General features: G+C 69.2%; 23 protein-coding genes and 1 riboswitch. Of the genes, 15 read left to right on the top strand and 8 right to left on the bottom strand.

The genetic code is table 11. The features are described 5' to 3' along the window. The 3 genes from MVA01S_RS20355 to MVA01S_RS20345 form a co-directional block, all read left to right on the top strand. On the top strand, positions 1 to 305 hold a 305-nt coding region (locus tag MVA01S_RS20355), incomplete at its 5' end, for a citrate/2-methylcitrate synthase (protein WP_303621349.1). Next, positions 305 to 925 carry a maleylpyruvate isomerase family mycothiol-dependent enzyme gene (locus tag MVA01S_RS20350; protein WP_003930167.1) on the top strand — a complete coding sequence of 207 codons (621 nt, stop codon included), beginning with the start codon at positions 305 to 307 and terminating at the stop codon, positions 923 to 925. The genes MVA01S_RS20355 and MVA01S_RS20350, both read left to right, overlap by 1 nt. A 62-nt stretch (positions 926 to 987) precedes the next feature. Beyond that, entirely contained in the window at positions 988 to 1,440 is a 453-nt protein-coding gene (locus tag MVA01S_RS20345) for a VOC family protein (protein ID WP_003930166.1), read from the top strand. Here MVA01S_RS20345 and MVA01S_RS20340 read toward each other — a convergent pair. Continuing rightward, positions 1,437 to 4,118 carry a family 1 glycosylhydrolase gene (locus MVA01S_RS20340; protein ID WP_060941677.1) on the bottom strand — a complete coding sequence of 894 codons (2,682 nt, stop codon included), beginning with the start codon at positions 4,116 to 4,118 and terminating at the stop codon, positions 1,437 to 1,439. The two genes, MVA01S_RS20345 and MVA01S_RS20340, sit on opposite strands and share 4 nt — an antisense overlap. Before the next feature lie 125 nt (positions 4,119 to 4,243). On the opposite strand from MVA01S_RS20340, the gene MVA01S_RS20335 reads away from it, so the two are divergent. Further along, positions 4,244 to 5,023 carry a bestrophin-like domain gene (locus tag MVA01S_RS20335; RefSeq protein WP_003930316.1) on the top strand — a complete coding sequence of 260 codons (780 nt, stop codon included), beginning with the start codon at positions 4,244 to 4,246 and terminating at the stop codon, positions 5,021 to 5,023. A gap of 54 nt (positions 5,024 to 5,077) precedes the next feature. On the opposite strand, the gene MVA01S_RS20330 is transcribed toward MVA01S_RS20335, so the two are convergent. Both MVA01S_RS20330 and MVA01S_RS20325 read right to left on the bottom strand, forming a co-directional pair. Next, on the bottom strand, positions 5,078 to 6,754 hold the full coding sequence (locus MVA01S_RS20330; protein ID WP_003930315.1) for an FAD-dependent oxidoreductase: 1,677 nt from the start codon (positions 6,752 to 6,754) through the stop codon (positions 5,078 to 5,080). Between the two features lie 3 nt (positions 6,755 to 6,757). Beyond that, entirely contained in the window at positions 6,758 to 7,786 is a 1,029-nt protein-coding gene (locus MVA01S_RS20325) for an AurF N-oxygenase family protein (RefSeq protein ID WP_040541085.1), read from the bottom strand. A gap of 208 nt (positions 7,787 to 7,994) precedes the next feature. On the opposite strand from MVA01S_RS20325, the gene serC reads away from it, so the two are divergent. Together serC and sepH are read left to right on the top strand one after the other, a co-directional pair. Next, the gene (gene serC, locus MVA01S_RS20320; RefSeq protein WP_003930313.1) at positions 7,995 to 9,110 is read left to right on the top strand and encodes a phosphoserine transaminase; all 1,116 of its coding nucleotides are present in this window, start codon (positions 7,995 to 7,997) and stop codon (positions 9,108 to 9,110) included. A gap of 89 nt (positions 9,111 to 9,199) precedes the next feature. Then, on the top strand, positions 9,200 to 10,039 hold the full coding sequence (gene sepH, locus MVA01S_RS20315; RefSeq protein ID WP_003930312.1) for a septation protein SepH: 840 nt from the start codon (positions 9,200 to 9,202) through the stop codon (positions 10,037 to 10,039). A 21-nt stretch (positions 10,040 to 10,060) separates the two neighbouring features. On the opposite strand, the gene MVA01S_RS20310 is transcribed toward sepH, so the two are convergent. Then, positions 10,061 to 10,333 carry a DUF2537 domain-containing protein gene (locus MVA01S_RS20310; RefSeq protein ID WP_003930311.1) on the bottom strand — a complete coding sequence of 91 codons (273 nt, stop codon included), beginning with the start codon at positions 10,331 to 10,333 and terminating at the stop codon, positions 10,061 to 10,063. Then, positions 10,330 to 11,157: a TrmH family RNA methyltransferase gene (locus MVA01S_RS20305; RefSeq protein ID WP_003930310.1), complete on the bottom strand. Its 828-nt coding sequence runs from the start codon at positions 11,155 to 11,157 to the stop codon at positions 10,330 to 10,332. Before MVA01S_RS20305 ends, MVA01S_RS20310 begins: the two co-directional genes overlap by 4 nt. A 74-nt stretch (positions 11,158 to 11,231) precedes the next feature. On the opposite strand from MVA01S_RS20305, the gene MVA01S_RS20300 reads away from it, so the two are divergent. After that, positions 11,232 to 11,483, top strand: coding sequence for a DUF2530 domain-containing protein (locus tag MVA01S_RS20300; protein WP_003930309.1), 252 nt, complete (start codon positions 11,232 to 11,234; stop codon positions 11,481 to 11,483). 11 nt (positions 11,484 to 11,494) lie between these two features. Then, positions 11,495 to 11,947 (top strand): SRPBCC family protein, encoded by a 453-nt coding sequence (locus MVA01S_RS20295; protein ID WP_003930308.1) that lies wholly within the window; start codon positions 11,495 to 11,497, stop codon positions 11,945 to 11,947. A 52-nt stretch (positions 11,948 to 11,999) separates the two neighbouring features. Here MVA01S_RS20295 and MVA01S_RS20290 read toward each other — a convergent pair whose 3' ends face one another. After that, positions 12,000 to 12,824 (bottom strand): DUF3027 domain-containing protein, encoded by an 825-nt coding sequence (locus tag MVA01S_RS20290; RefSeq protein WP_040541131.1) that lies wholly within the window; start codon positions 12,822 to 12,824, stop codon positions 12,000 to 12,002. A gap of 191 nt (positions 12,825 to 13,015) precedes the next feature. Between MVA01S_RS20290 and MVA01S_RS20285 the strand changes: the two genes are divergently transcribed. Then, positions 13,016 to 14,614 (top strand): MFS transporter, encoded by a 1,599-nt coding sequence (locus tag MVA01S_RS20285; RefSeq protein WP_003930306.1) that lies wholly within the window; start codon positions 13,016 to 13,018, stop codon positions 14,612 to 14,614. Then, the gene (locus MVA01S_RS20280; protein ID WP_003930305.1) at positions 14,611 to 15,099 is read left to right on the top strand and encodes a DUF2771 domain-containing protein; all 489 of its coding nucleotides are present in this window, start codon (positions 14,611 to 14,613) and stop codon (positions 15,097 to 15,099) included. Before MVA01S_RS20285 ends, MVA01S_RS20280 begins: the two co-directional genes overlap by 4 nt. On the opposite strand, the gene MVA01S_RS20275 is transcribed toward MVA01S_RS20280, so the two are convergent. Then, on the bottom strand, positions 15,096 to 16,130 hold the full coding sequence (locus tag MVA01S_RS20275; protein WP_003930304.1) for a glutathione S-transferase family protein: 1,035 nt from the start codon (positions 16,128 to 16,130) through the stop codon (positions 15,096 to 15,098). The two genes, MVA01S_RS20280 and MVA01S_RS20275, sit on opposite strands and share 4 nt — an antisense overlap. A gap of 125 nt (positions 16,131 to 16,255) precedes the next feature. Here MVA01S_RS20275 and MVA01S_RS20270 point away from each other — a divergent pair, with 125 nt between their 5' ends. After that, the gene (locus MVA01S_RS20270) at positions 16,256 to 17,131 is read left to right on the top strand and encodes an endonuclease domain-containing protein (protein ID WP_003930303.1); all 876 of its coding nucleotides are present in this window, start codon (positions 16,256 to 16,258) and stop codon (positions 17,129 to 17,131) included. A gap of 58 nt (positions 17,132 to 17,189) precedes the next feature. Here the strand turns inward: MVA01S_RS20270 and MVA01S_RS20265 are convergent, their stop codons facing one another. Then, positions 17,190 to 17,600, bottom strand: coding sequence for a cold-shock protein (locus MVA01S_RS20265; protein WP_003930261.1), 411 nt, complete (start codon positions 17,598 to 17,600; stop codon positions 17,190 to 17,192). A gap of 181 nt (positions 17,601 to 17,781) precedes the next feature. Here MVA01S_RS20265 and MVA01S_RS20260 point away from each other — a divergent pair, with 181 nt between their 5' ends. The 4 genes from MVA01S_RS20260 to MVA01S_RS20245 all read left to right on the top strand — a co-directional run. Further along, a complete protein-coding gene (locus MVA01S_RS20260) occupies positions 17,782 to 18,195 on the top strand; it encodes a YccF domain-containing protein (RefSeq protein WP_003930260.1) in 414 nt (137 codons plus the stop codon). Further along, the gene (moaA, locus tag MVA01S_RS20255) at positions 18,192 to 19,253 is read left to right on the top strand and encodes a GTP 3',8-cyclase MoaA (protein WP_003930259.1); all 1,062 of its coding nucleotides are present in this window, start codon (positions 18,192 to 18,194) and stop codon (positions 19,251 to 19,253) included. The genes MVA01S_RS20260 and moaA overlap by 4 nt, the downstream gene beginning before the upstream one ends. Next, positions 19,254 to 19,523, top strand: a complete 270-nt coding sequence (locus tag MVA01S_RS20250) for a MoaD/ThiS family protein (protein ID WP_003930258.1) — start codon at positions 19,254 to 19,256, stop codon at positions 19,521 to 19,523. A 281-nt stretch (positions 19,524 to 19,804) separates the two neighbouring features. Beyond that, positions 19,805 to 19,975, top strand: a riboswitch (cyclic di-AMP (ydaO/yuaA leader). A gap of 9 nt (positions 19,976 to 19,984) precedes the next feature. Then, a partial coding sequence (locus tag MVA01S_RS20245; protein ID WP_169801767.1) for a transglycosylase family protein occupies positions 19,985 to 20,521 on the top strand: 537 nt, incomplete at its 3' end.

Genomic DNA, 20,521 nt, shown 5'->3' with positions numbered 1-20,521 from the left:
CCGCGCCGCGCTACGAGGTGGCGGCGGCGCTGGAACAGGCCGCGCTGGCCGAGCTGCGGGAACGCCGACCGGACCGTGCGATCGAGACCAACGTCGAGTTCTGGGCGGCGGTGATCCTCGATTTCGCGGAGGTGCCGCCGACGATGATGCCCGCGATGTTCACCTGCGGCCGCACCGCCGGCTGGTGTGCCCACATCCTCGAGCAGAAGCGGCTCGGCAAGCTCGTGCGACCGTCGGCGATCTACACCGGCCCCGAACCGCGCGGCCCCGAGTCGGTGCCGGGCTGGGACCTGTTGAACCGCTGATGACCGCGTCCGCGCCACAGCTGGTGTTCGCTTCGGCGGCAGACCATTTCGTGGGTGTGGTCCGGCAGATCCCGGATGCCGCATGGGGCGACCCGGGTCTGGGTGAGTGGAACGTGCGCGACCTCGTCGGCCACGCCTCGCGATCGCTGATCACGGTCAGCACGTACCTGAAGGTCCCCGCGCAGCGCGAAGACGTCCCCGACGCGGTGGACTACTACGTCAGGATGCACTCCTACGCCGCCGGCATGGGTGCGGCGGCCGTCGTCGAGCGTGGCAGGCAGGCGGGCCGGGAGCTGGGCGACGATCCGGCCGCCACGGTCGAGGCGCTGGCGTCGCGGGTGCAGGCTGAGCTGACAGCCGTCGACGACCCGCTGATCGAGGTGATCGGCGGCCTGGGCATCCGGCTGAGCAGCTACCTGCCCACCCGGACCTTCGAGCTGGCCGTGCACGGCCTGGACATCGCACGCGCCGTCGGCATCGACGCCGAGCCGCCCGCCGAGGTCCTCGCCGACGCTGCGGCACTGGCCGCCCGGATCGGCGTCGCGCTCGGCCGGGGCACGACAGCGCTGCTCGCGTTGACCGGGCGCACCGATCTGCCCCGCGGGTTCTCCGTGGTCTGAACGATGAGTTTCCGGTCGGGTGGAGGTCTGTAACGAGAATCCACCAACCGTGAGGAGAAACCATGGCGATCGACAACCAACCCATGCTGGTACCGCACCTCGTCGTCGACGACGCCGCGGCCGCACTCGACTTCTATGCCAAGGCGTTCGGCGCCGAGGAAATGGTGCGGATGCCCGGCCCGGACGGCAAGCTGGTCCACGCCGCCACCCGGATCAACGGCACCATGGTGTTCCTCAACGACGACTTCCCGGAGTTCAACGGCGGCAGGGCGAGCACGCCGACCGCGCTGGGCGGGTCGTCGGTGACCATCCACCTGCACGGCCCGGACGTCGACGGCCGGTTCCAGCGGGCACTCGATGCCGGGGCCACCGTGGTCAATCCGCTCGAGGACCAGATCTGGGGAGACCGCTACGGGGTGCTGCGCGATCCGTTCGGCCACCTGTGGTCGCTGGCCGAGACCGTCCGTGAGGTCGACATGAACGAAGTGATGCAGCAGATGTCAGCGAGCAGCTAGCTCGCGACGTAGCTCTGCAGCAGCGCGACGGGCAGACCGTTGGCGCCGGTGATGCCGCTCAGCGCCGCGATACTCGCCGGCTTCGGGATGCGTTCCAGCTCAGGGGTGTCGGGGTCCGAACCGTACAGGCCGAACTGCAGCTCGTAGCCTTCGGACCACTCCAGGTTGTCGACGAACGACCAGTAGGTGTAGCCGCGGATGTCGGTACCGTGGGCCACCAGGTCCTGCACCACCGCGATGTGGTTGACAATGTAGGACGGCCGCTTGGTGTCCTCGTCGTCGGCGATCCCGTTCTCGGTGACCCACAACGGTTTCCCGTAGGACGCCGCGAGCTCGAGCACCTCCCGGAAACCGCCGGGGTCGGTCGGCTGGTTGAAGTCACTGCAGGTGGGTTCGCTCGCCGAGCACCGGATCGGGAACCCGCGCAGGAACGGGAAGCCCGGCAGCGGTGCGACCCCGAAACCGACGATCGGCTGCGACCCGTAGTACTGCACGCCGAGGAAGTCGACCTTGCCGGCCATGTCGGGATGGATCTCGTCGGCGGTCTTGACGCCGTCGAAGTTCGCGTCGACCCAGCCGTCGATCACCGCGTTCGGGAACCACTTGTTGTAGAAGTGGTTCCACGCGTCGGCGGCCTGCACGTCGAGCGGGTTCACCGGATTGGCCGGGCGCGCCGGGATCATGTTGTGGGTGAAGCCCACGAATGCCGCCGGCCCTCCCGCAGTGGCCGCGGTGGTGTCCCAGGCGTGGATCGCGTCGTAGGCGGCGACGTGGCCGACAGCCTGGTTCACCAGGAACGTCGAGGCCAGATCGGGCCGGATCACCCCGGGCGGCCAGTTCGGCACCACCCACGGGATCGCCAGGAACTCGGTGAGCACCGGCGGGAACGGTTCGTTGAGCGTGGCCCAGTTGTCCACCTGGTCGCCGTACTTCCATGCGACATAGGCGGCGTACTTCTCGAACTCGCGGGCGGTGGTCGGCGAGAGCCAGCCCGCCGCGGGTGCGGGCAGGCCGAGCTGGATCAGCGGACGCGCGACGATCGGGTCATGCACCCACACCGGCAGCGTGAAGTGGTTGACGGTGACGAAGGGGTCGAGGCCGTACTGCCGAAGCGTCGCGAACACCGACCGGTAGTGCGCCACCTCGTCCTGGTCGGCAAGGGCGTCGAGGGCCTGCAGGTCGGCCAGGCTGAGGGTTCCGCCCTCGTCGGCAATGTCCACCGCCGCGGTGGATTCGGGGAAGATGCGGCTCCACTCGATGCTCATCCGGAATGTGTTCATCCCGAGGTCGTCGCGGGCGAGCGCCGCATCGCCTTCGTAGGAGATGTAGGCGCCCGGACCGTTCTCCGGTACCCCCTTGACGAGGCCGAGCAGCCGGTTGAGCGGGTCGTGCACCCAGCGGTACCAGTCCGAGCGGGTGTCGACCGGCGAACCGGGGCCGCCTTCGGCCTGGAACCCCGAATGCGCGACGCCCCAACGGAATCCCTCGGGCAGCGACAGGTCGACACCGTCCACCGGGGTGACGTTGACGGTGACGGTGACGGTGCGGCCGTGGCCGCCGCCCGGGTTGAGCAGGTTGCCGAGGATCGGGACGAACTGCAGCAGGCCGAACAACCCGTGCACGTGCAGTCCGTCGTGCTCATCGCTGACGGCCACGGTGAACGTGTCGGTGCCGCCGACCGCGGCCATCGCGTTCATCGGCCGGTAGACGAAGTTGCCGTCGGCGTCGACCGTGACGGTTCCCCCGTTCGCCGGGCGTCCGATCACCGTGTAGGTCAGCTCATCGCCGTCGCGGTCCACGACGCCTAGGTTCCCGGTGATCCGGACCTCGCCGTCGGCGGTGAGGCTCTGGGTGTGGGGCAGCGGATTCCCGGCGAGACTGGGTGTGCTGTTGAAGAACTCGCGGCGCACCCAGGCCAGCAGTGCCCAGCCCGACGGGTCGGCCGCCGGGCGGGGCGGGCCGGCAGCGAACGGCCTGAGCAACGCGTCGACGAAGCTGGTGGCGAGGTCCACCACGTAGGTCACGGCGCTGCGCAGATCGAACGCGGTCGGCCAGGGCCGCCACGACGGCACCGCCGGCGGGGTCGTCAGGGTCGTCGAGATCGTCGATATCGTCGGGGCCATCAGGGCCGCGCTTGACGGGTCCGCGGTGGACGGCTCTGCGGTGAGCGGCTCTGCGGCGGTGCGCATCTGGCGCGATTCAGCCTCGGCGTCGTCGGCCCCGGGATCCGTGATCGCGGTGTCGCGCTCCTGGGCGGCGCGGTCGCCGGTTCCGGCGGCCGTGTCTTCGCGAACCACGACAGGCTCGTCGTCCTCGGTCGGGGTGTCGCCCGCCTCGTCCTCGCCCGCCTCGTCCTCAACCGGCTCGGGCTCGCCGTCGGGCTCGGGTTCGGGTTCGGGCTCGTTGTCCGCTTCGGGGTCCGGCTCGAGCTCGGGTTCCGGCTCGTCGGCGCCCTCGGACTCATCGCCATCTTCGGTGTCGCCGGGGTCGTCCGCCGCGTCGCCGGATTCTCCGACTGGGCCGGCCCGCTCGCCTGTCGCGCTCTCGGCCCCCGAAACCGTTGCCGCGGCGCCGTCCTCACCGGCCCAGGCGACACCGGATCCGGTGAACACCGCAGCGCCGACGCCCAGCGCGACCGCCAGCGCTCCGACCCGACCCACGCACTGCGCAGAACCCATGCCTTTGCATACCTCCGCCGGTAGGTCCCGGTTGGCGGTTTGCTCAATCTCAGTTTGCCGATACGTGCAAACGGTAATAATTGCCCGGGCTGGGCCGCGCACGCCGGCGCAGTCTCAAGGGGGGCATGTCCGTGCTGTGGTTACTGCAGATTCCACCACCGGTGCTTGGCACGTTGTGGGTCGTCGTCATTGTCGGGATCTCTCTCGGCGGCCTGCTGCTGTTCCACAAGGTGATGCCGGCGTCGCGATTCGACAGTGCGAACACGGTGTCCACCACGATGTTTCAGCTTGCCGGGACCCTGTATGCGGTGCTGGTCGCGTTCGTCGTGGTGGTGGTCTGGGAACAGTTCAGCGACGCCGAGGACGCCAGCGGACAGGAGGCCGCCGCGATCGCCGACCTGCTGCGCGATTCGGCGGCGCTGCCGCCGCAGTCCCAGTTAGCGGTGGAGCAGGCCCTGATCGACTACACCAGAAGCGTGGTCGACAGCGAGTTCCCGCGCATGCGCCACGGCGAACACGTCGCCGAGCAATCGGCCGAACTGATCGCGGTGTGGGAGAACTATCTGCAGGTGCAGCCGGAGACCCGCAACCAGATCGCGTTCTTCGACCACGCCATCGTGCGGTTGAACGACATGACCAGCTACCGCAAGGCCCGCGTGTCCACCGGAGACTCGTCGGTGCCGGTCGAACTGTGGGTGCTGCTGGTCGGCGGCGGCGGCGTGGTGATGGCGTTCACGTTCCTGTCCGGCACCCGGGACCGGGTCGTACACCTGCTCGGTGTCGGGTTGACGGCGGCACTGCTCGCGTTCGTGATGTACCTGATCTTCGCGTTGGAGCATCCGTACGTGGGCAAGCTCTCGGTGCAACCCACGGCCTACCTCAGCGTGCTGCAATCCTGGGCCTAGCAGCAGGCCGGTACCGGATCGGCTGCGGCAGTGCGGGTTCCGGCGGCTGAGGCCTTATCGACGCAGGGCGGCGAGCACCCGCTTCGGCAACGGTGACGACGCTCCGCTCGCGGCACCGGTCATGTCGGCGACCGAGGAGAACTTGTCCCGCGGGCGCAACCCGGCGCCCCGGGCGATCTCGGCCTGGTCGATGGCCTTCCAGCCGGCGGCGTCGATGACGGCCGGCTGCCTGCCACGCACGAAGCGGGGCAACGCGGAGGGCTTGTGCACCGGCGCAGCCAGGAGTCCGTCACGATAATCGGCGACCAGGTTGTGCACGGTCTCGGCGGCACAGGATTTGTTGGTGCCGATGAAGCCGGTCGGTCCGCGTTTGATCCAGCCGGCCACGTAACTGCCAGGCACCGGTTCGCCCGCCTCGGGGTCGATCACCCGTCCGCCGTCGTTCGGGACGACCGCGGCCGACTCGTCGAACGGCAGCCCACGAATGGGCTTGCCGCGGTAGCCGATCGAGGTCAGCACCAGCCCCGCGGCGATGTCACAGGTCTGGTCGGTACCGGTCACCCCGAATCGCACCCCGGCGGCGCGCTGCTCCCCCAGCACCCGCTGCGGGGTCAGGTGATAGGCCAGCCTGATGCGCGGTCCGGTGATCGGCGCGGTCGCGTCACCCAGTTTCGCCAGCACCTCGAGCTTGTTGCGGACGAGCGGGTCGGTCGCCTCCGCGAGCGCGGTGAGCACGCGCTCGTGATCGGCGGGGTCGAGCACCACCTCGCAGGTCGAGGTGAGACCGATCAGTTCCGGCAGCGTGAACGCCGACGCGTCGGGTCCGCGCCGGGCCGCGATCACCACTTCCCGCACCCGCGAGCCGCGTAGCGTCGCCAGCGCGTGATCGGCGATGTCGGTGCGCGCCAGCACATCCGGATCCGTGGTCAGGATCCGTGCCACGTCGAGGGCCACGTTACCGTTGCCGACGATCACCACGCGTTCGTCGCCGAGGTCGACCGGCAGCTGCGCGAAATCGGGATGGGCGTTGTACCACGCCACCACCTCGGTGGCCGTCGCCGTGCCGGGCAGGCCCATGCCGTCGACGTCCAGGCGGCGGTCGTCGGGGGCGCCCACCGCGTAGAGAACAGCGTGATGATGGGCCAGCAGCTCGTCGTGGGTGAGGTCTGCGCCCACCTCGACATTGAGATAGAAGGTGAACCCCGGACGGGCGGCGATCTTGTCGAACAGCCCGGTCACCCGTTTGGTGCTCTGGTGATCGGGTGCGACACCGGCGCGCACCAGCCCGTAGGGCGTCGGCAGTTTCTCGAACACGTTGACCCGCACGCCTTTCTGGGTCAACAGCTCGTCGGCGGCGTACATCGCGGCGGGTCCGGACCCGACGATCGCGACCGTCAACGGACCGCCCGGTCGCGGATGGACGACGGGCGCCTCCTGCACCGGTGCCAGCTTCGACGTCGGCGGCAACTTGCCGTCGCGCTTCGGGTAGAACGCGGCGTTGAGTTCGACGAACGGCAGCTGGTCAGGTGCCAGCCGGGTGTCCGCGGAGATGGCCCCGACCGGACAGGCCGACACACACGCACCGCAGTCCACGCAGGCCACCGGATCGATGTAGAGCATCTCCGCGGTCGCGAAGCCGGGCTCGTCGGGGGTCGGGTGGATGCAGTTGACCGGGCAGGCGTAGACGCAGGACCCGTCGCTGCAGCACGACTGGGTGATGACGTGAGGCATGGCTCAGGCGGCGCTCACCACGTGCCGGCGGGCGGGCTCGCTGCGATACCGGCTGGGCGGGCCGTCGATCTTGCAGATCCGCCACATCAGCTTCGCGAACGGGTTCATCAAACCGGTGTCGTGACAGAGCATTCGGACGTCGCCGAACATGTCGCGCAGGAACTGGCGCGCCTCCGGGGTGCCGAAGAAGATCTCCTTCTTGACCGAGCGGGGAATGTCGAACTCCCGCCAGAACGCCTTCGGCGGCACGATGATCGCCTGGCACAACACGCGCATGATGATCGGCACGTTCAGCGACAGCAGGAACCGCTGCCTGCGGTTCAGCCGCGGCACCCGCTTGCGCAGGTACTCATGCGCGAAGGAGATGTGCCGGGCCTCCTCGGCGACGTGGATGGCCATCACCCGTTCCATGATCGGGTGCACGGCCTTGCCTTCGCGCAGGACGTTCTTCTGGGTGTGGTCGATCGGCTCCTCGCCGGCGAGCACGCCGAAGAAGAACGGGATCGGCAGCGGACCTGCCACCAGCGGGATGAACGGCGACAGCCACTTCAGCATCCGCGGCATACCGGGTACGTCGGCGCCGATGCGGTTGACCATCTCCTGGAACATCATCGTGTGGTTGCACTCTTCGACCGATTCGTGCAGGCAGTAGCGGTACTCCGGGGAGCCGTTGGGCACCCAGAACGCGTAGTTCATCAGCCCGCGGATCAGGATGGACTCGAAGTGCAGACCGACCTTGGCGACGTTGGCCTGTCGCCACATGCCGATCTCGATCTGCTTCTGTCGGGGCTGGGACTGATACCAGGGGTGCTTCCCGAACGGGTCGGTGGCGGGCAGGATCCACCGCTCGTCGTCGGGCGTCACCGCGAACTCGGGAGAATCCCAGTCGATGTCGGTGTAGGGGTCGAAATTCCGGCGCACCGAGCCTTCGGAAAGGGTGTTGAGCATGTCCACGTACTCGGTGTCGTCGAGCACGTCCATGTTCCTGCGCCAGCGCCGGATGATGCGCGTCCGAGCTTCTTTGACAGCCATTGCGGCCTCCCGTGGGGTTTACATACTTCTGGTCGCTGTCCAATGACAGTACCCGCGGTCCCAGTAATTCACCAGGGCCTTCCGGCGGGTGTGCCCCGGCCGGGTAATCCGCGTCACATGTGCTCCACGTCACAGCACGGGCTGTTCGGCGCGGCCTCCCCGCGACGCTCGATTTCTCCATGCTGACCTCCAGTTCTAGGCTTGCCGCATGGCCGAGAACCTGACCATCCCCGCCGACCTGAAGCCCGCAGACGGAAGGTTCGGCTGCGGGCCGTCCAAGGTCCGGCCGGAGCAACTCCAGGCGTTGGCCGCCGCGGGCCATCTGTTCGGCACGTCGCACCGGCAGGCCCCGGTGAAGAACCTCGTGGGCCGCGTGCGCGACGGGCTTCGCCAGCTGTTCTCGCTGCCCGACGGCTATGAGGTCGTCCTCGGCAACGGCGGGTCGACGGCGTTCTGGGACGCCGCCGCGTTCGGCCTGGTCGACAAGCGGTCGCTGCACCTGACCTACGGCGAGTTCAGCGCGAAGTTCGCCTCCGCGGTGGCCAAGAACCCCTTCGTCGGCGACCCCATCGTGATCAAGGCCGACCCGGGCAGCGCGCCCGCGCTGCAGGCCGACCCGTCGGCGGACCTGATCGCCTGGGCGCACAACGAGACCTCGACGGGCGTGGCGGTGCCGGTCGTGCGCCCGGACGGCGCCGGCGACGCGCTCGTCGCGATCGACGCCACCTCCGCGGCCGGCGGCCTGCCCGTCGACATCACCCAGGCCGACGCCTACTACTTCGCGCCGCAGAAGAACTTCGCCGGCGACGGCGGCCTGTGGCTGGCGATCCTGTCCCCCGCCGCGCTGGCCAGGGTCGAGGCCATCGCCGGCACCGGGCGCTGGGTGCCGGAGTTCCTGTCGCTGCCGATCGCGATCGAGAACAGCCTGAAGAACCAGACCTACAACACCCCGGCGATCGCCACGCTGATCCTGCTGGCCGAACAGATCGACTGGCTGCTCGCCAACGGCGGTCTCGACTGGGCGACCCGGCGCACCGCGGACTCGTCGGCACGGCTGTACGCATGGGCCGAGGCTTCGCCGTTCGCGACCCCGTTCGTCGCCGATCCGGCGCTGCGGTCCCAGGTGGTCGGCACCGTCGACTTCTCCGACGACGTGGACGCCGCGGCCGTGGCCAAGATCCTGCGCGCCAACGGCATCGTCGACACCGAGCCCTACCGCAAACTGGGCCGCAACCAGCTTCGCGTCGGGATGTTCCCCGCCGTCGAGCCCGACGACGTCAGCGCGCTGACCGCGTGCGTCGACTGGGCGGTGCAGCGGTTGTAGCCGGCTGCCGCGTGTCCTCTCCGGTTACGGGTTGATAACGCAGTAAGGTGGCCTCCTGTATCGGGCTCGCAAGCCCGGAGGAGGTCGCTATGCGGGAACTCAAGGTCGTCGGTCTGGACGTCGACGGCAGACGCATCATCTGCGAAACCAGCGACTCCGACGAGAAATTCGTCCTTCGGTCCGACGACCGGCTCAAGGCCGCGGTGCGCGGTGACCGGGCCGGCTCGAACCAGACAACGATCGATGTCGAGGTCCCCACCTTGCTGCGTCCCAGAGAGATCCAGTCGAAGATCCGCGCCGGTGCGTCGGTGGAGCAGGTCGCCGCGGCCGCCGGTGTCGACATCGCCCGGGTCGAACGCTTCGCCCACCCCGTGCTGCTGGAGCGTGCCCGCGCCGCCGAGTTGGCCACCGCCGCACATCCGGTGCTGCCCGACGGCCCGTCGGTGCTGACGCTGCTGGAGACGGTCACCTCGTCGCTCATCGCTCGTGGTCTCGATCCCGACGGCACGAACTGGGACGCCTGGCGCAACGAGGACGGTCGGTGGACCGTGCAGCTGGCCTGGAAGGCCGGCCTGTCGGACAACGTCGCGCACTTCCGGTACGCCCCCGGCGCGCACGGCGGCACCGTCACCGCCTTCGACGACGCCGCGGCCGAGCTGATCGACCCGAACTTCTCACGCCCGCTGCGGCCACTGGCCGCGGTCGCGCAGCTCGCCCTCGGCGAACCCGAAGAGGCGCACGTCCCGGTGCACGTCCCAGCGCCTGAACCTCAGCGCGCACCCGAGCCCGAGCCGCAGCCCGAGCCTGTCGAGGTGACCGAACCCGCTCCGGCCGCCAAGGCCGCTGCCCGCCCGCGTAAGAGCCGGCCCACCGTCCCCGCCTGGGAGGACGTGCTGTTGGGCGTGCGGTCCAGCGGCGCCCAGCGCTGAAGTCCTACCCGGACAACGCTTTCACACGCCCGACGCGGTGATCGCCAGCAGCGCGATCCACGCCACCGCCACCCCGACGCCGGTACCGAGCACGAACCAGCGCCACACCGGGATCCGGCGCCATCCCCACACGGTGGGCGCCAACCCGCCCACCGCAACCAGATTCAGGCCGGCCGCGAGCAGCGGATGCACCCGGATCAGCCCGATGCTGAGCACGATGACCGCGGCCGCGACCACCGCCGCGACGAACGCCGCGACCGTCAGGCCCGTCCCCCACGGCGTCTGATCGGTCACCGGGCGAGCCTATCCCGCTCGTAGAACGCCAGAGCCGCGGCCGTGGCGACGTTGAGCGAGTCCGTGCCCCGCGACATCGGAATGCGTACGCGCACATCGCTGGCCCGCATGGTGTGTTCCTTGAGGCCCGGCCCCTCGGCGCCGACCAGGATGGCCAGCCGTTGATCGGCCAGTCCCGTCATCGCCTGGGCCAAGGTCTGCGCCGTCGGGTCGGGGGTCATCGCGAGAATTCGGAAGCCGTTGTCCCGCAACAGCTCCAAGTCGCCGGGCCAGTTCTCGGCCTTGGCGAACGGCACCAGAAGCGCGTGACCCATCGACACGCGCACAGCCCTGCGGTAGAGCGGGTCGGCGCACCCGCTGCCGAAGATCACCCCGTCGACGCCGAGCCCGGCGGCGTTACGGAAGACCGAGCCGAGGTTCTCATGGTCGTTGACGCCCTCCAGCACCGCGACGGTGTGCGCCCGGTCCAGCACCGCGGGCACCGTGAGGTCGGGCGCTCGCGAGGCCGACGCAAGCACACCGCGGTTTAGGTGGAAGCCGACGACCTCGGCCATCACCTCCGGCGAGGCGCGGTAGAACGGTGCGCCAATGCCGTCGAGGTCGGCGCCGAGCTCGGTCAGCCGTCGATCGGTGCCCAACAGCGCCCGCGGCACGAACCGGGACGCCAGCATGCGCTGCACCACCAGCACGCCCTCGGCGATCACCAGACCTTTGCCGCTGGGCAGATCCGGTCTGCGGTCGACGCTGTTGAGGTCGCGGAAGTCGTCCAGTCGCGGGTCCGCCGGGTCGGTGACGTCGACGACCTCAACGTCGTTGACGATCATGCTGTTTCGAGACGGACGGCGGCGAACACAGCGCTGAGAGTACCTACCACCCCGCGGTTGTTAAGTTGGAGGCGATGGACACCGACTCCGATCCGCAGCCACCTCCGTTGCCCGCGGCGCTGCTCACGCCGTGGCCGGTCATCGTGGTCATCGCGTGCGGCTGGCTGGTCGCGGCGGTGCTGGCGTTCACCGTCGGCGCGCTGCACCAATGGCGTCCGATCACCGTGGCCGGGCTGGCCGTCGGAGTGCTTGGCACGACGATCTTTCTGTGGCAACGTCACGCGGTGCGCCGCGGGCACCGCGGTGCGCAACGCGGCTTGACGTAGGAGGAAATGCGATGGCAGCGCCGATTTTGCAGGCCGAGGTCGACATCAACGCGCCGGTGTCCAAGGTCTGGGCGCTGGTCTCGGACCTGAGCAGGATGCCGCAGTGGAGCCCGCAGTGCCGGGCGATGAAGCCGATCGGGCAGCTGCGCCAAGGTGCCCGCACCGTGAACTTCAACCGGCGCGGATTCCTGTTCTGGCCCACCACATGCCGCATCACCGAGTTCATCCCGGAGAAGAAGCTGGCGTTCCGGGTCAACGAGAACAACACGGTGTGGAGCTACGAACTGGAGCCGACGGAGGCCGGGACCCGACTGGTCGAGACCCGCCACGCCGAGAACGGCACGTCGGCGGTGTCCAACTTCCTGGTCGGCAAGTTCATGGGCGGCGTGCCGAGTTTCGAGCAGGAGCTCATCGAGGGGATGAACGCGTCGCTGACGCGCATCAAGTCCGCCGCCGAAAACTAGCGCAGCGCCAGTCCTTGCCCTAGGAGCTGCCTACTCGCTCGCTCCGGACTGTCTACTCGCTCGCCCCGGACTGTCTACTTGCTCGCTCGACGAGATCGAGGACCCCGTCGTCGTACGGATCGAACTGCGGGGACCCGGTACCCGCGGGTGCCGGCGTCTCTGAGTGCGCACCGCATCCGTACTCGGCGTCCACCACGTGGCCGTCCGCGGAGTACTCGTTGGCGCACACCCCGAACATCACACCGAGTGCTCCGCCGAGCGGCAGGTAGAAGCCGCAGTCGCGGCACATGCGGCGGGTGGCGCGTGCCATCGCGGAGCCGGGTCCGTACTCGCCGTCGTGCCAGCGCTGCGCGGCGTCGCCACGGCCCCACAGGCTCAGCACCTGGCGGCGGCCCAGCCCCACCTCGACCGCGACCTCGTCGATCTGCGGATCGCCGGTGGCGGTGTAGCCCGGCACCAGCCGGGGATCGTCGGCGGGCGGAGCGAGCAGGTCACCGGGGCCGAGGTCGCCCGGGCGCACCCGTTCGTCCCAGGGCACCCACTTCGGCGCGAGCAACGCCGTCGGGCCGGGGACGAGGACGACCTCGCTGATGGTGGCGTGCGCCGCGCCGGGGCAGGCGGCCACCACGACGGCCCACTGCCATCCGCGGTAACCGGGCAGCTCCGCCAGGAAGCGGTGGGTGGCCGAGCTCGGATCCTCGAACTGCACGCCGAGGTACTCGCCGACGGAGTCCTCACCGCTGCCCTCGACGATCGCGGCGCGGGCCTGCTCGACCGCGCCCGACAGCACGGCCTCCTGTTCGGGGCCGGGGGCGTCGAGCACCGGTTGTTCCGGGGCGTGCCCGGGGTCGGTTGCCTGCGGATCGGGTTGGGTCATGCTGTCCATCGCCACCAATACTGCCTGAACCGGGCACGGGCCAGCCACACCGGTCGGCCAGACGGCCGCTGTCGTTCGCATAGGGGAGAATCGACGGCGTGACCGGATCGCGGCGTGACCACCGGGACCCTGACGGTCAGCAGGGCGGACGCTACTACCCGCCGCGCCCCCCTGCGGGCGAGCATCCGGGGATGGCGAACTATCCCAGTGACCCGGCGACGCGTCCCGGAGATCGCGGATCGCGCCCCTACTCACCGAGCCAGGGCGGCAACCGGTGGTTGCCACCGCTCGACGACCACGCCGGCGGTCGCGGTCGCGATCGCGACCGCTACCCACCCCCACCGCCGGGACGGGGCGGCGACAAGGTCACGGTGACGCGCGCGGCGGCGCAGCGCAGCCGGGAGATGGGCTCGAAGATGTACGGCCTGGTGCACCGGGCCGCGACCGCCGACGGCGCGGACAAGTCGGGGCTGACCGCGCTGACGTGGCCGGTGGTGGCGAACTTCGCGGTGGACGCCGCGATGGCCGTGGCACTGGCCAACACCTTGTTCTTCGCGGCGGCCTCCGGTGAGAGCAAGAGCCGGGTGGCGCTGTACCTGCTGATCACCATCGCCCCGTTCGCGGTCATCGCACCGCTGATCGGCCCGGCGCTCGACCGTCTGCAACACGGTCGGCGGGTCGCGCTGGCGGCGTCGTTCGCGCTGCGCACGGTGCTGGCCGTGGTGCTCATCGCGAACTTCGACAGCGCCACAGGAAGTTTCCCGTCGTGGGTGCTCTATCCGTGCGCGCTGGGGATGATGGTGCTGTCCAAGTCGTTCTCGGTGCTGCGCAGCGCGGTCACACCGCGCGTGCTGCCACCGTCGATCGACCTGGTCCGGGTGAATTCCCGGTTGACGACGTTCGGGCTGTTGGGCGGCACGATGATCGGCGGTGGCGTCGCGGCGGCCGCGGAGTGGGGATTCCAGCTGTTCCAGATGCCGGGTGCCCTCTATGTCGTGGTCGCGATGACGATCGGCGGCGCGGTCCTGGCCATGCGCATCCCGAAGTGGGTCGAGGTCACCGAGGGTGAGGTGCCTGCGACCCTGAGCTATCACGGCCAGACCGAAGTGCTCGGGCGCCCACCGCACGGGGGCGCGCCCGCCAAGGCCCGCCAGCCGCTGGGGCGCAACATCATCACCTCGCTGTGGGGCAACTGCACCGTCAAGGTGATGGTCGGCTTCCTGTTCCTCTACCCGGCGTTCGTCGCGAAGGCCCATGACGCCGGCGGGTGGGAGCAGCTGCGGATTCTGGGCATGATCGGCGCTGCGGCGGCCATCGGGAACTTCGCCGGCAACTTCACCGCGGCCCGGCTCAAACTCGGACACCCCGCCCGGCTGGTGGTGCGCTGCGCGGTGGCGGTCACCGCGGCGGCACTGGTCACCGCGCTGACCGGCAGCCTGCTGGTGGCCGCGGTCGCGACCTTGATCACGTCGGGCTGCAGCGCGATCGCCAAGGCGTCCCTGGATGCGTCACTGCAGGACGATCTGCCCGAGGAGTCGCGCGCGTCGGCGTTCGGCCGGTCGGAATCCCTGCTGCAGCTGGCCTGGGTCGCCGGCGGCGCCACCGGGGTGCTGATCTACACCGAGCTGTACGCGGGCTTCACCACGATTACTGCGATCCTGATCCTCGGATTGGCCCAGACGGTACTGAGCTATCGTGGCGAGTCACTGGTACCGGGCTTCGGCGGCAACCGGCCGGTACTGGCTGAACAAGAAGGCGGACGGACGGATGCGGCGGTGACCCGGGAGTGAAACGTGTGGTCGCTGTACTGGCGACGGTGGCACTGCTCTCGTCGATCGGTACCGGCGTACTGATCTGGCAGATGTCCCGCGATCATGGTCCGCAATACCCCGAGATCTCGGCGTTCTCTCACGGTGAGCTGACCAGGGTGGGCCCGTACCGGTTCTGTCAGGTGCTCAACCCGACCGACTGTGTGATCCCCGCCGACCAGGGTGAGCTTCCGATCTCCGGCGGCTACCCCATCCAGCTGTCGATCCCGAGCGCGATCGCCCAGGCGCCGTGGGTGCTGATCCGCGCCTACGAGGACGCGGACGTGATCGAGGAGTTCCGCCCCGGCACCCGGCTGGCGGTGACGATCCCGACGGTGGACGCCCAGCGCGGCCGTCTCACCGGGTTCGCGGTGCAACTGCCGACGCTGGTCCGCGACCAGGACGGTAACGAGTTCCCAGTGCCGCACGCCGAGTGGTCGGTGCGCACGGTGTGGCAGCAGGCCTAGCCCGACGACGGTTTCGCGGCCGCGGAGTGTGATTCAGGCACGCGCTCGGACTCGCGCGGCGGGGCTGGCGGGGTACCGTCACCGAAAGGCCTGCCGCCCAAGGCTTCCCGACCGTGCGGTGTCAACCAGTTGGACAGGTCCGGCCCCTTCGGCACCACGCCGGTGGGATTGATGTCCGAATGCACGATGTAGTAGTGCTGCTTGATCTGGACGAAGTCGGTGGTGTCTCCGAACCCGGGCGTCTGGAACAGGTCGCGCGCGTAGGCCCACAGCACCGGCATCTCCGAGAGCTTGCTGCGGTTGGTCTTGAAATGGCCGTGATAGACGGGGTCGAACCGCGCCAGCGTGGTGAACAGCCGGACGTCGGCTTCGGTGATGGTGTCCCCGACCAGGTAGCGGCGGTCGGACAACCGGTCCGACAGCCAGTCCAGCGCGGTGAACAACCGGTCGTAGGCCTTCTCGTAGGCCCCCTGGGAGCCGGCGAATCCACACCGGTACACGCCGTTGTTCACCTCGGTGTAGATGCGCTGGGCGACCTCGTCGATCTCGTCGCGCAGCGGCTCGGGGTAGAGCTGCGGCGCACCGTCGCGATGGAGCGCGGTCCACTCGGTCGAGAAGTCGAGGGTGATCTGCGGGAAGTCGTTGGTCACGACCTGGCCGGTCTCGATCTCGACGATCGCCGGAACAGTGACGCCCTTCGGATAGTCCGGAATGCGCTTGTTGTACGCGTCGCGCAGGAAATGGATGCCCAGCACCGGGTCGACACCGCCGGGGTCCAGGTCGAAGGTCCAGCTGCGTTCGTCGTGGGTGGGTCCGCAGAAGCCGATCGACAGCGCGTCCTCCAGACCCAGCAGACGCCGCACGATGATGGTGCGGTTGGCCCACGGGCAGGCGCGGGCCACGATCAGCCGGTAGCGGCCGGCCTCGACGGGGTATCCGTCGCGCCCGTCGGCCGTGATGCGCGTCGCGATGTACTCGGTGTCCCGGCTGAACTCGCCGTCTGAACTCGACGGGTCGGCGACGTAACTCATGGCTCAGTGATACCCGCATCCGGCGCCCAATCTGAACTTGATCGCGATTCCCGGCCGCATGTTGACGAACAACTTCAGAGTCGGGCATGGAGGAACCGGCGGGCCGGCCTTCGCGTCCTATAGCCGTGGACCCGTTCCTCGGCACAGAAGCCCTCGACGCGGGCACGGTCACCCGCTACCAGCTTTCGACGCGGTATCGGTCGGTGCACCGGAATGTCTACGTGCCCAGGGATCAGCAACTCGACCCTGTGCAGAGAGCGCGAGCAGCGTGGCTGTGGTCGCGGCGGCAGGCCGTCGTGGCCGGAGTCTCTGCCGCCGCACTGCACGGCACGCTGTGGATCGACCGCAGGCTGCCGGCGGAGCTGAACCAGGCGAGTCAGCACAGGACCGCCGGGATCGTCCTGCACTACAACACCCTCGTCCCACACGAGCTGGCGTGCCTGCGAGGTATCACGGTGACGACACCGGCACGGACGGCCTTCGACCTCGGCCGCCGGGCGGGTCTCACGCGCGCAGCGGTCGGGCTGGATGCGCTGATGCGGGCGACCAGGATCACCACGGCCGACGTGCGTCGCGTCGCGGAGCAGCACCACGGCGCCCGCGGGATCGTGCAGCTGCGCGCGGCGCTCGACCTCGTCGATCCCGGCGCCGAGTCACCTCAGGAGACGCGGACCCGTCTCGTCCTCGTCAAGTCCGGGTTGCCGCCGGAGCACACCCAGATCGACGTGTTCGACCGGTACGGCTACCACGTCGGTCGCGTGGACATGGGCTGGGAGACGTGGAAGGTCGGCGTCGAGTACGACGGCGAGCAGCATTGGGCCGATCCCCGCCAACGTTCCCGCGACATCGACCGCATCGCGGAGCTGGAGGCTCAGGGTTGGCGGATCATCCGCGTCAGCGCCGAGATCCTCCGCACCCGTCCGGCCACCATCGCAGCGCGCACCTATGCTGCGCTACGCGAAGCGGGAGCGTCGGTGCGCCCGCCGAATCTGAACTTGTGAGCGTCTTATCGGCGCCGGCTCGCGAACAAGTTCAGTCTGGGCGACAACGGACCGCCGGTCAGGCGTCGAGCTCGCGGGCGACGGCCTTCACCACTTCGGACACCCGGCGGGCGACCTTGCGGTCCGGGTACTTGCCCTTGCGGAGCTCAGGCTGCACCGCGCTCTCCAGCAGCGTGATCATGTCCTCGACCATGCCGTGCAGCTCGTCGGGAGTGTGCTTGTGCTCGGCCGCGGTGGCCTCGCGCCGGGTCTTGCTCAGACTCGGCGGCGGGTCGATCAGCTTCAGGCTCAATGCCTGCGGACCGCGACGGCCCGCAGCCACCCCGAACTCGACGCGCTGGCCCGCCTTGAGGCCCTCGACACCGGCGGGCAACGCCGAGGAACGCACGTAGACGTCCTCTCCCTCTTCCTGCGAGAGGAATCCGAAGCCCTTCTCGGCGTCGTACCACTTCACCCGGCCGGTCGGCACTGGTCTCACCTGCTGTCTGTCTGAACCGATAGATATCTGACCCGTAGGGGTCCATAAAGATAAGCGTCCCGCCTGCGTCGGGACGCGTCCTGGGAGATCCTACTCGGACGCCAGCACAGCCAGCATCCGCTTATGTCGGTAGGCTGCCAGTTACCGCTGGACGAAGATCAAGGCGACTGATATGCGACTGATACTGAACGTCATCTGGCTCGTCTTCGGCGGGCTGTGGCTGGCGCTGGGCTATCTTCTTGCCGCGCTCATCTGCTTCGTGCTGATCGTCACGATCCCGTTCGGGTTCGCCTCCCTGCGCATCGCTGCCTACGCACTCTGGCCGTTCGGCCGCACCATCGTCGAGAAGCCGGGTCCCCGGCCCGGCGCGCTGATCGGCAACGTCATCTGGGTCATCGTGGCCGGGGTGTGGCTGGCGATCGGACACCTCGTCAGCGCGGCGGCCATGGCGGTCACGATCATCGGGATCCCGCTGGCGCTGGCCAACCTGAAGATGATCCCGGTGTCGCTGATGCCGCTGGGCAAGGAGATCGTGCCGGTCGACCAGGCGCAGGCGCACGGGCGCGTCGTCGGGACGGTGCCGTGACGGTCGTCGGCCTCGGCGTGCCGACGGTGCACCGCCCGTCGTCTCCGGCACCCGGAGACGGTCCACTGGTCGACACCTTCGGCCGGATCGCGACCGACCTGCGGGTGTCGCTGACCGATCTGTGCAATCTGCGCTGCACCTACTGCATGCCCGCCGAAGGGCTCGACTGGCTTCCCAACGACCAGAAGCTGCACCCCGACGAACTGATCCGGCTGCTCGGCATCGCGGTCACCCGTCTGGGTATCACCAGCGTCCGGTTCACCGGCGGCGAACCACTGGTGGTGCCGCACCTGGAACGCATCGTCGCCGCGACGGCCGCGCTGCGACCGCGACCCGAGATCACCCTGACGACCAACGGCATCGGACTGGCCAAGCGGGCGGTCGGCCTCAAGGCGGCCGGCCTGGATCGCATCAACGTCTCGCTGGACACCGTCGATCCCGCGCGGTTCGCCGCCATCACCCGGCGCGACCGATTCGCCGAGGTGGTGGCCGGGCTGCGGGCCGCCCACGAAGCCGGCCTACACCCGGTGAAGGTCAACGCGGTGCTGGATCCGGTCACCGGCCTCGACGACGTGGTGTCGCTGGCACGGTTCTGCGTCGACCACGGCTACCAGTTGCGGGTCATCGAGCAGATGCCACTCGACGCCGGCCACTCCTGGCGGCGCGAGCGCGCCCTCAGCGCCGAGGCCATCCTGGGCGCGCTGCGCGCTCATTTCACATTGGCGCCCGACCCACGCCCGCGGGGGTCGGCGCCGGCTCAGCTGTGGCAGGTCCACGAGGGCGGCGAGGTGGTCGGCCACATCGGGGTCATCGCGTCGGTTTCCCACGCGTTCTGCGCCACCTGCGACCGCAGCAGGCTCACCGCCGACGGGCAGGTCCGCAACTGCCTGTTCGCGCGCGAGGAGACCGATTTGCGCGTCCTCCTGCGCTCCGGCGCGGACGACTCCGCACTGGAAGCCGCGTGGCGCACCGCCATGTGGGAGAAGGCCGCAGGTCACGGCATCAACGATCCGGGTTTCGTCCAGCCGGATCGTCCGATGAGCGCGATCGGAGGGTGAGTGACGTCAGCTGACAGCGGTACCCGGGTCACCATCCGCTATTTCGCGGCCGCACGCGCGGCCGCGGGCACCGAAACCGAGACTCTCGCCATCAGTGACGGAGCGACGGTGGCCGACCTGATCGACGTCCTGACCGCCCGGGATGCCGCGCTGGCCCGCGTGCTTGCTCGCTGTTCGTACCTGCGTGACGGAGTTGCGGTGCGGGACATGGATTCTGAACTGCGTGGCGCGCAGACGATCGACGTCCTTCCCCCCTTCGCCGGCGGCTGAACCAACCTCCCTGTGTCTATTTCGTGATTTGCATCACATAACGGAATGGTCACAAGATGGCTACGGCGCGGTTGAGGTGGGGGGCACCTGCAGGAACAACGGTCCTTCCAGGTCTTTTAGAGTTTTTTTAGTATTTGCCGCCGCAGGACACACTGCGTCGAGCAAAAGATGACGGGACCCAGGCGAGCCGTTACGGTCTTGAACAGGCCGATCAACCCCCACATCGCGACCGGCCTGCCGCGACACCAATTGCGCCGAGCTCCATCCGTTGGTGGCGCGGGGACAACGAGATACAACTTGGATGGAGGCGGGGGACCCACCGGTCCACCGACAACAGGACCAGGGACTTCGGTTCCTTGGGGTGAAGCCGTCGCCGTTTCGACGACGCCGGCCGGGCGACCTCTCCAGCCCGAACCCGACAGCTGACCTCGCGGGCGCTTCAGAGAGGACCACACACACGTATGAGTGGACGACACCGTAAGCCCACGTCTTCTGCCGTGAACGTCGCAAAGATCGCGTTCACCGGCGCAGTCATCGGAGGTGGCAGCGTCGCCCTCGCCGGACAGGCCGGCGCGGCGACCGACAACGAGTGGGACCAGGTCGCCCGCTGCGAGTCCGGCGGCAACTGGGCCATCAACACCGGCAACGGTTATCACGGTGGCCTGCAGTTCTCGCCGAGCACATGGTCGGGCCACGGCGGCGGCGAGTTCGCTCCGGCCGCCTACCTGGCCACCAAGGAAGAGCAGATCGCGGTCGCCGAACGGGTCCTGGCATCCCAGGGCAAGGGTGCGTGGCCGACGTGCGGCGGGCCGCTCTCCGCCGCAACGCCACGCAACGTCGTCGAGGAGCCGCCGGCCCCGGTCGATCCGGTCGCCCTCAACGGGCTGCTGCCCCCGCCCCCGCCGCCTCTCGATCCGTTCGCACCGCCGCCTCCCCCGGCCCCCGCACCGTTCGATGCGATGGCTGCCCCGGCCCCGGCTCCGCCGCCGCCCGCCCCC

This window comes from Mycolicibacterium vaccae NBRC 14118 = CIP 105934, from assembly GCF_001552715.1.
Taxonomy (GTDB): domain Bacteria; phylum Actinomycetota; class Actinomycetes; order Mycobacteriales; family Mycobacteriaceae; genus Mycobacterium; species Mycobacterium vaccae.
The sequence above is the reverse complement of the archived record's forward strand: the minus strand, read 5'-3'. Positions and strand labels throughout refer to the sequence as shown.

Excerpts from the sequence above, each read along its gene's own strand:
- MVA01S_RS20295 (WP_003930308.1), top strand. The coding sequence starts at position 11,495 with ATGGCAGCGCCGATTTTGCAGGCCGAGGTCGACATCAACGCGCCGGTG.
- MVA01S_RS20340 (WP_060941677.1), bottom strand. The coding sequence starts at position 4,118 with ATGGGTTCTGCGCAGTGCGTGGGTCGGGTCGGAGCGCTGGCGGTCGCG.
- MVA01S_RS20350 (WP_003930167.1), top strand. The coding sequence starts at position 305 with ATGACCGCGTCCGCGCCACAGCTGGTGTTCGCTTCGGCGGCAGACCAT.
- MVA01S_RS20305 (WP_003930310.1), bottom strand. The coding sequence starts at position 11,157 with ATGATCGTCAACGACGTTGAGGTCGTCGACGTCACCGACCCGGCGGAC.
- MVA01S_RS20275 (WP_003930304.1), bottom strand. The coding sequence starts at position 16,130 with ATGAGTTACGTCGCCGACCCGTCGAGTTCAGACGGCGAGTTCAGCCGG.
- MVA01S_RS20285 (WP_003930306.1), top strand. The coding sequence starts at position 13,016 with ATGGCGAACTATCCCAGTGACCCGGCGACGCGTCCCGGAGATCGCGGA.
- MVA01S_RS20335 (WP_003930316.1), top strand. The coding sequence starts at position 4,244 with ATGTCCGTGCTGTGGTTACTGCAGATTCCACCACCGGTGCTTGGCACG.
- MVA01S_RS20345 (WP_003930166.1), top strand. The coding sequence starts at position 988 with ATGGCGATCGACAACCAACCCATGCTGGTACCGCACCTCGTCGTCGAC.
- MVA01S_RS20325 (WP_040541085.1), bottom strand. The coding sequence starts at position 7,786 with ATGGCTGTCAAAGAAGCTCGGACGCGCATCATCCGGCGCTGGCGCAGG.
- MVA01S_RS20300 (WP_003930309.1), top strand. The coding sequence starts at position 11,232 with ATGGACACCGACTCCGATCCGCAGCCACCTCCGTTGCCCGCGGCGCTG.
- MVA01S_RS20260 (WP_003930260.1), top strand. The coding sequence starts at position 17,782 with ATGCGACTGATACTGAACGTCATCTGGCTCGTCTTCGGCGGGCTGTGG.
- MVA01S_RS20330 (WP_003930315.1), bottom strand. The coding sequence starts at position 6,754 with ATGCCTCACGTCATCACCCAGTCGTGCTGCAGCGACGGGTCCTGCGTC.
- sepH (WP_003930312.1), top strand. The coding sequence starts at position 9,200 with ATGCGGGAACTCAAGGTCGTCGGTCTGGACGTCGACGGCAGACGCATC.
- MVA01S_RS20290 (WP_040541131.1), bottom strand. The coding sequence starts at position 12,824 with ATGACCCAACCCGATCCGCAGGCAACCGACCCCGGGCACGCCCCGGAA.
- serC (WP_003930313.1), top strand. The coding sequence starts at position 7,995 with ATGGCCGAGAACCTGACCATCCCCGCCGACCTGAAGCCCGCAGACGGA.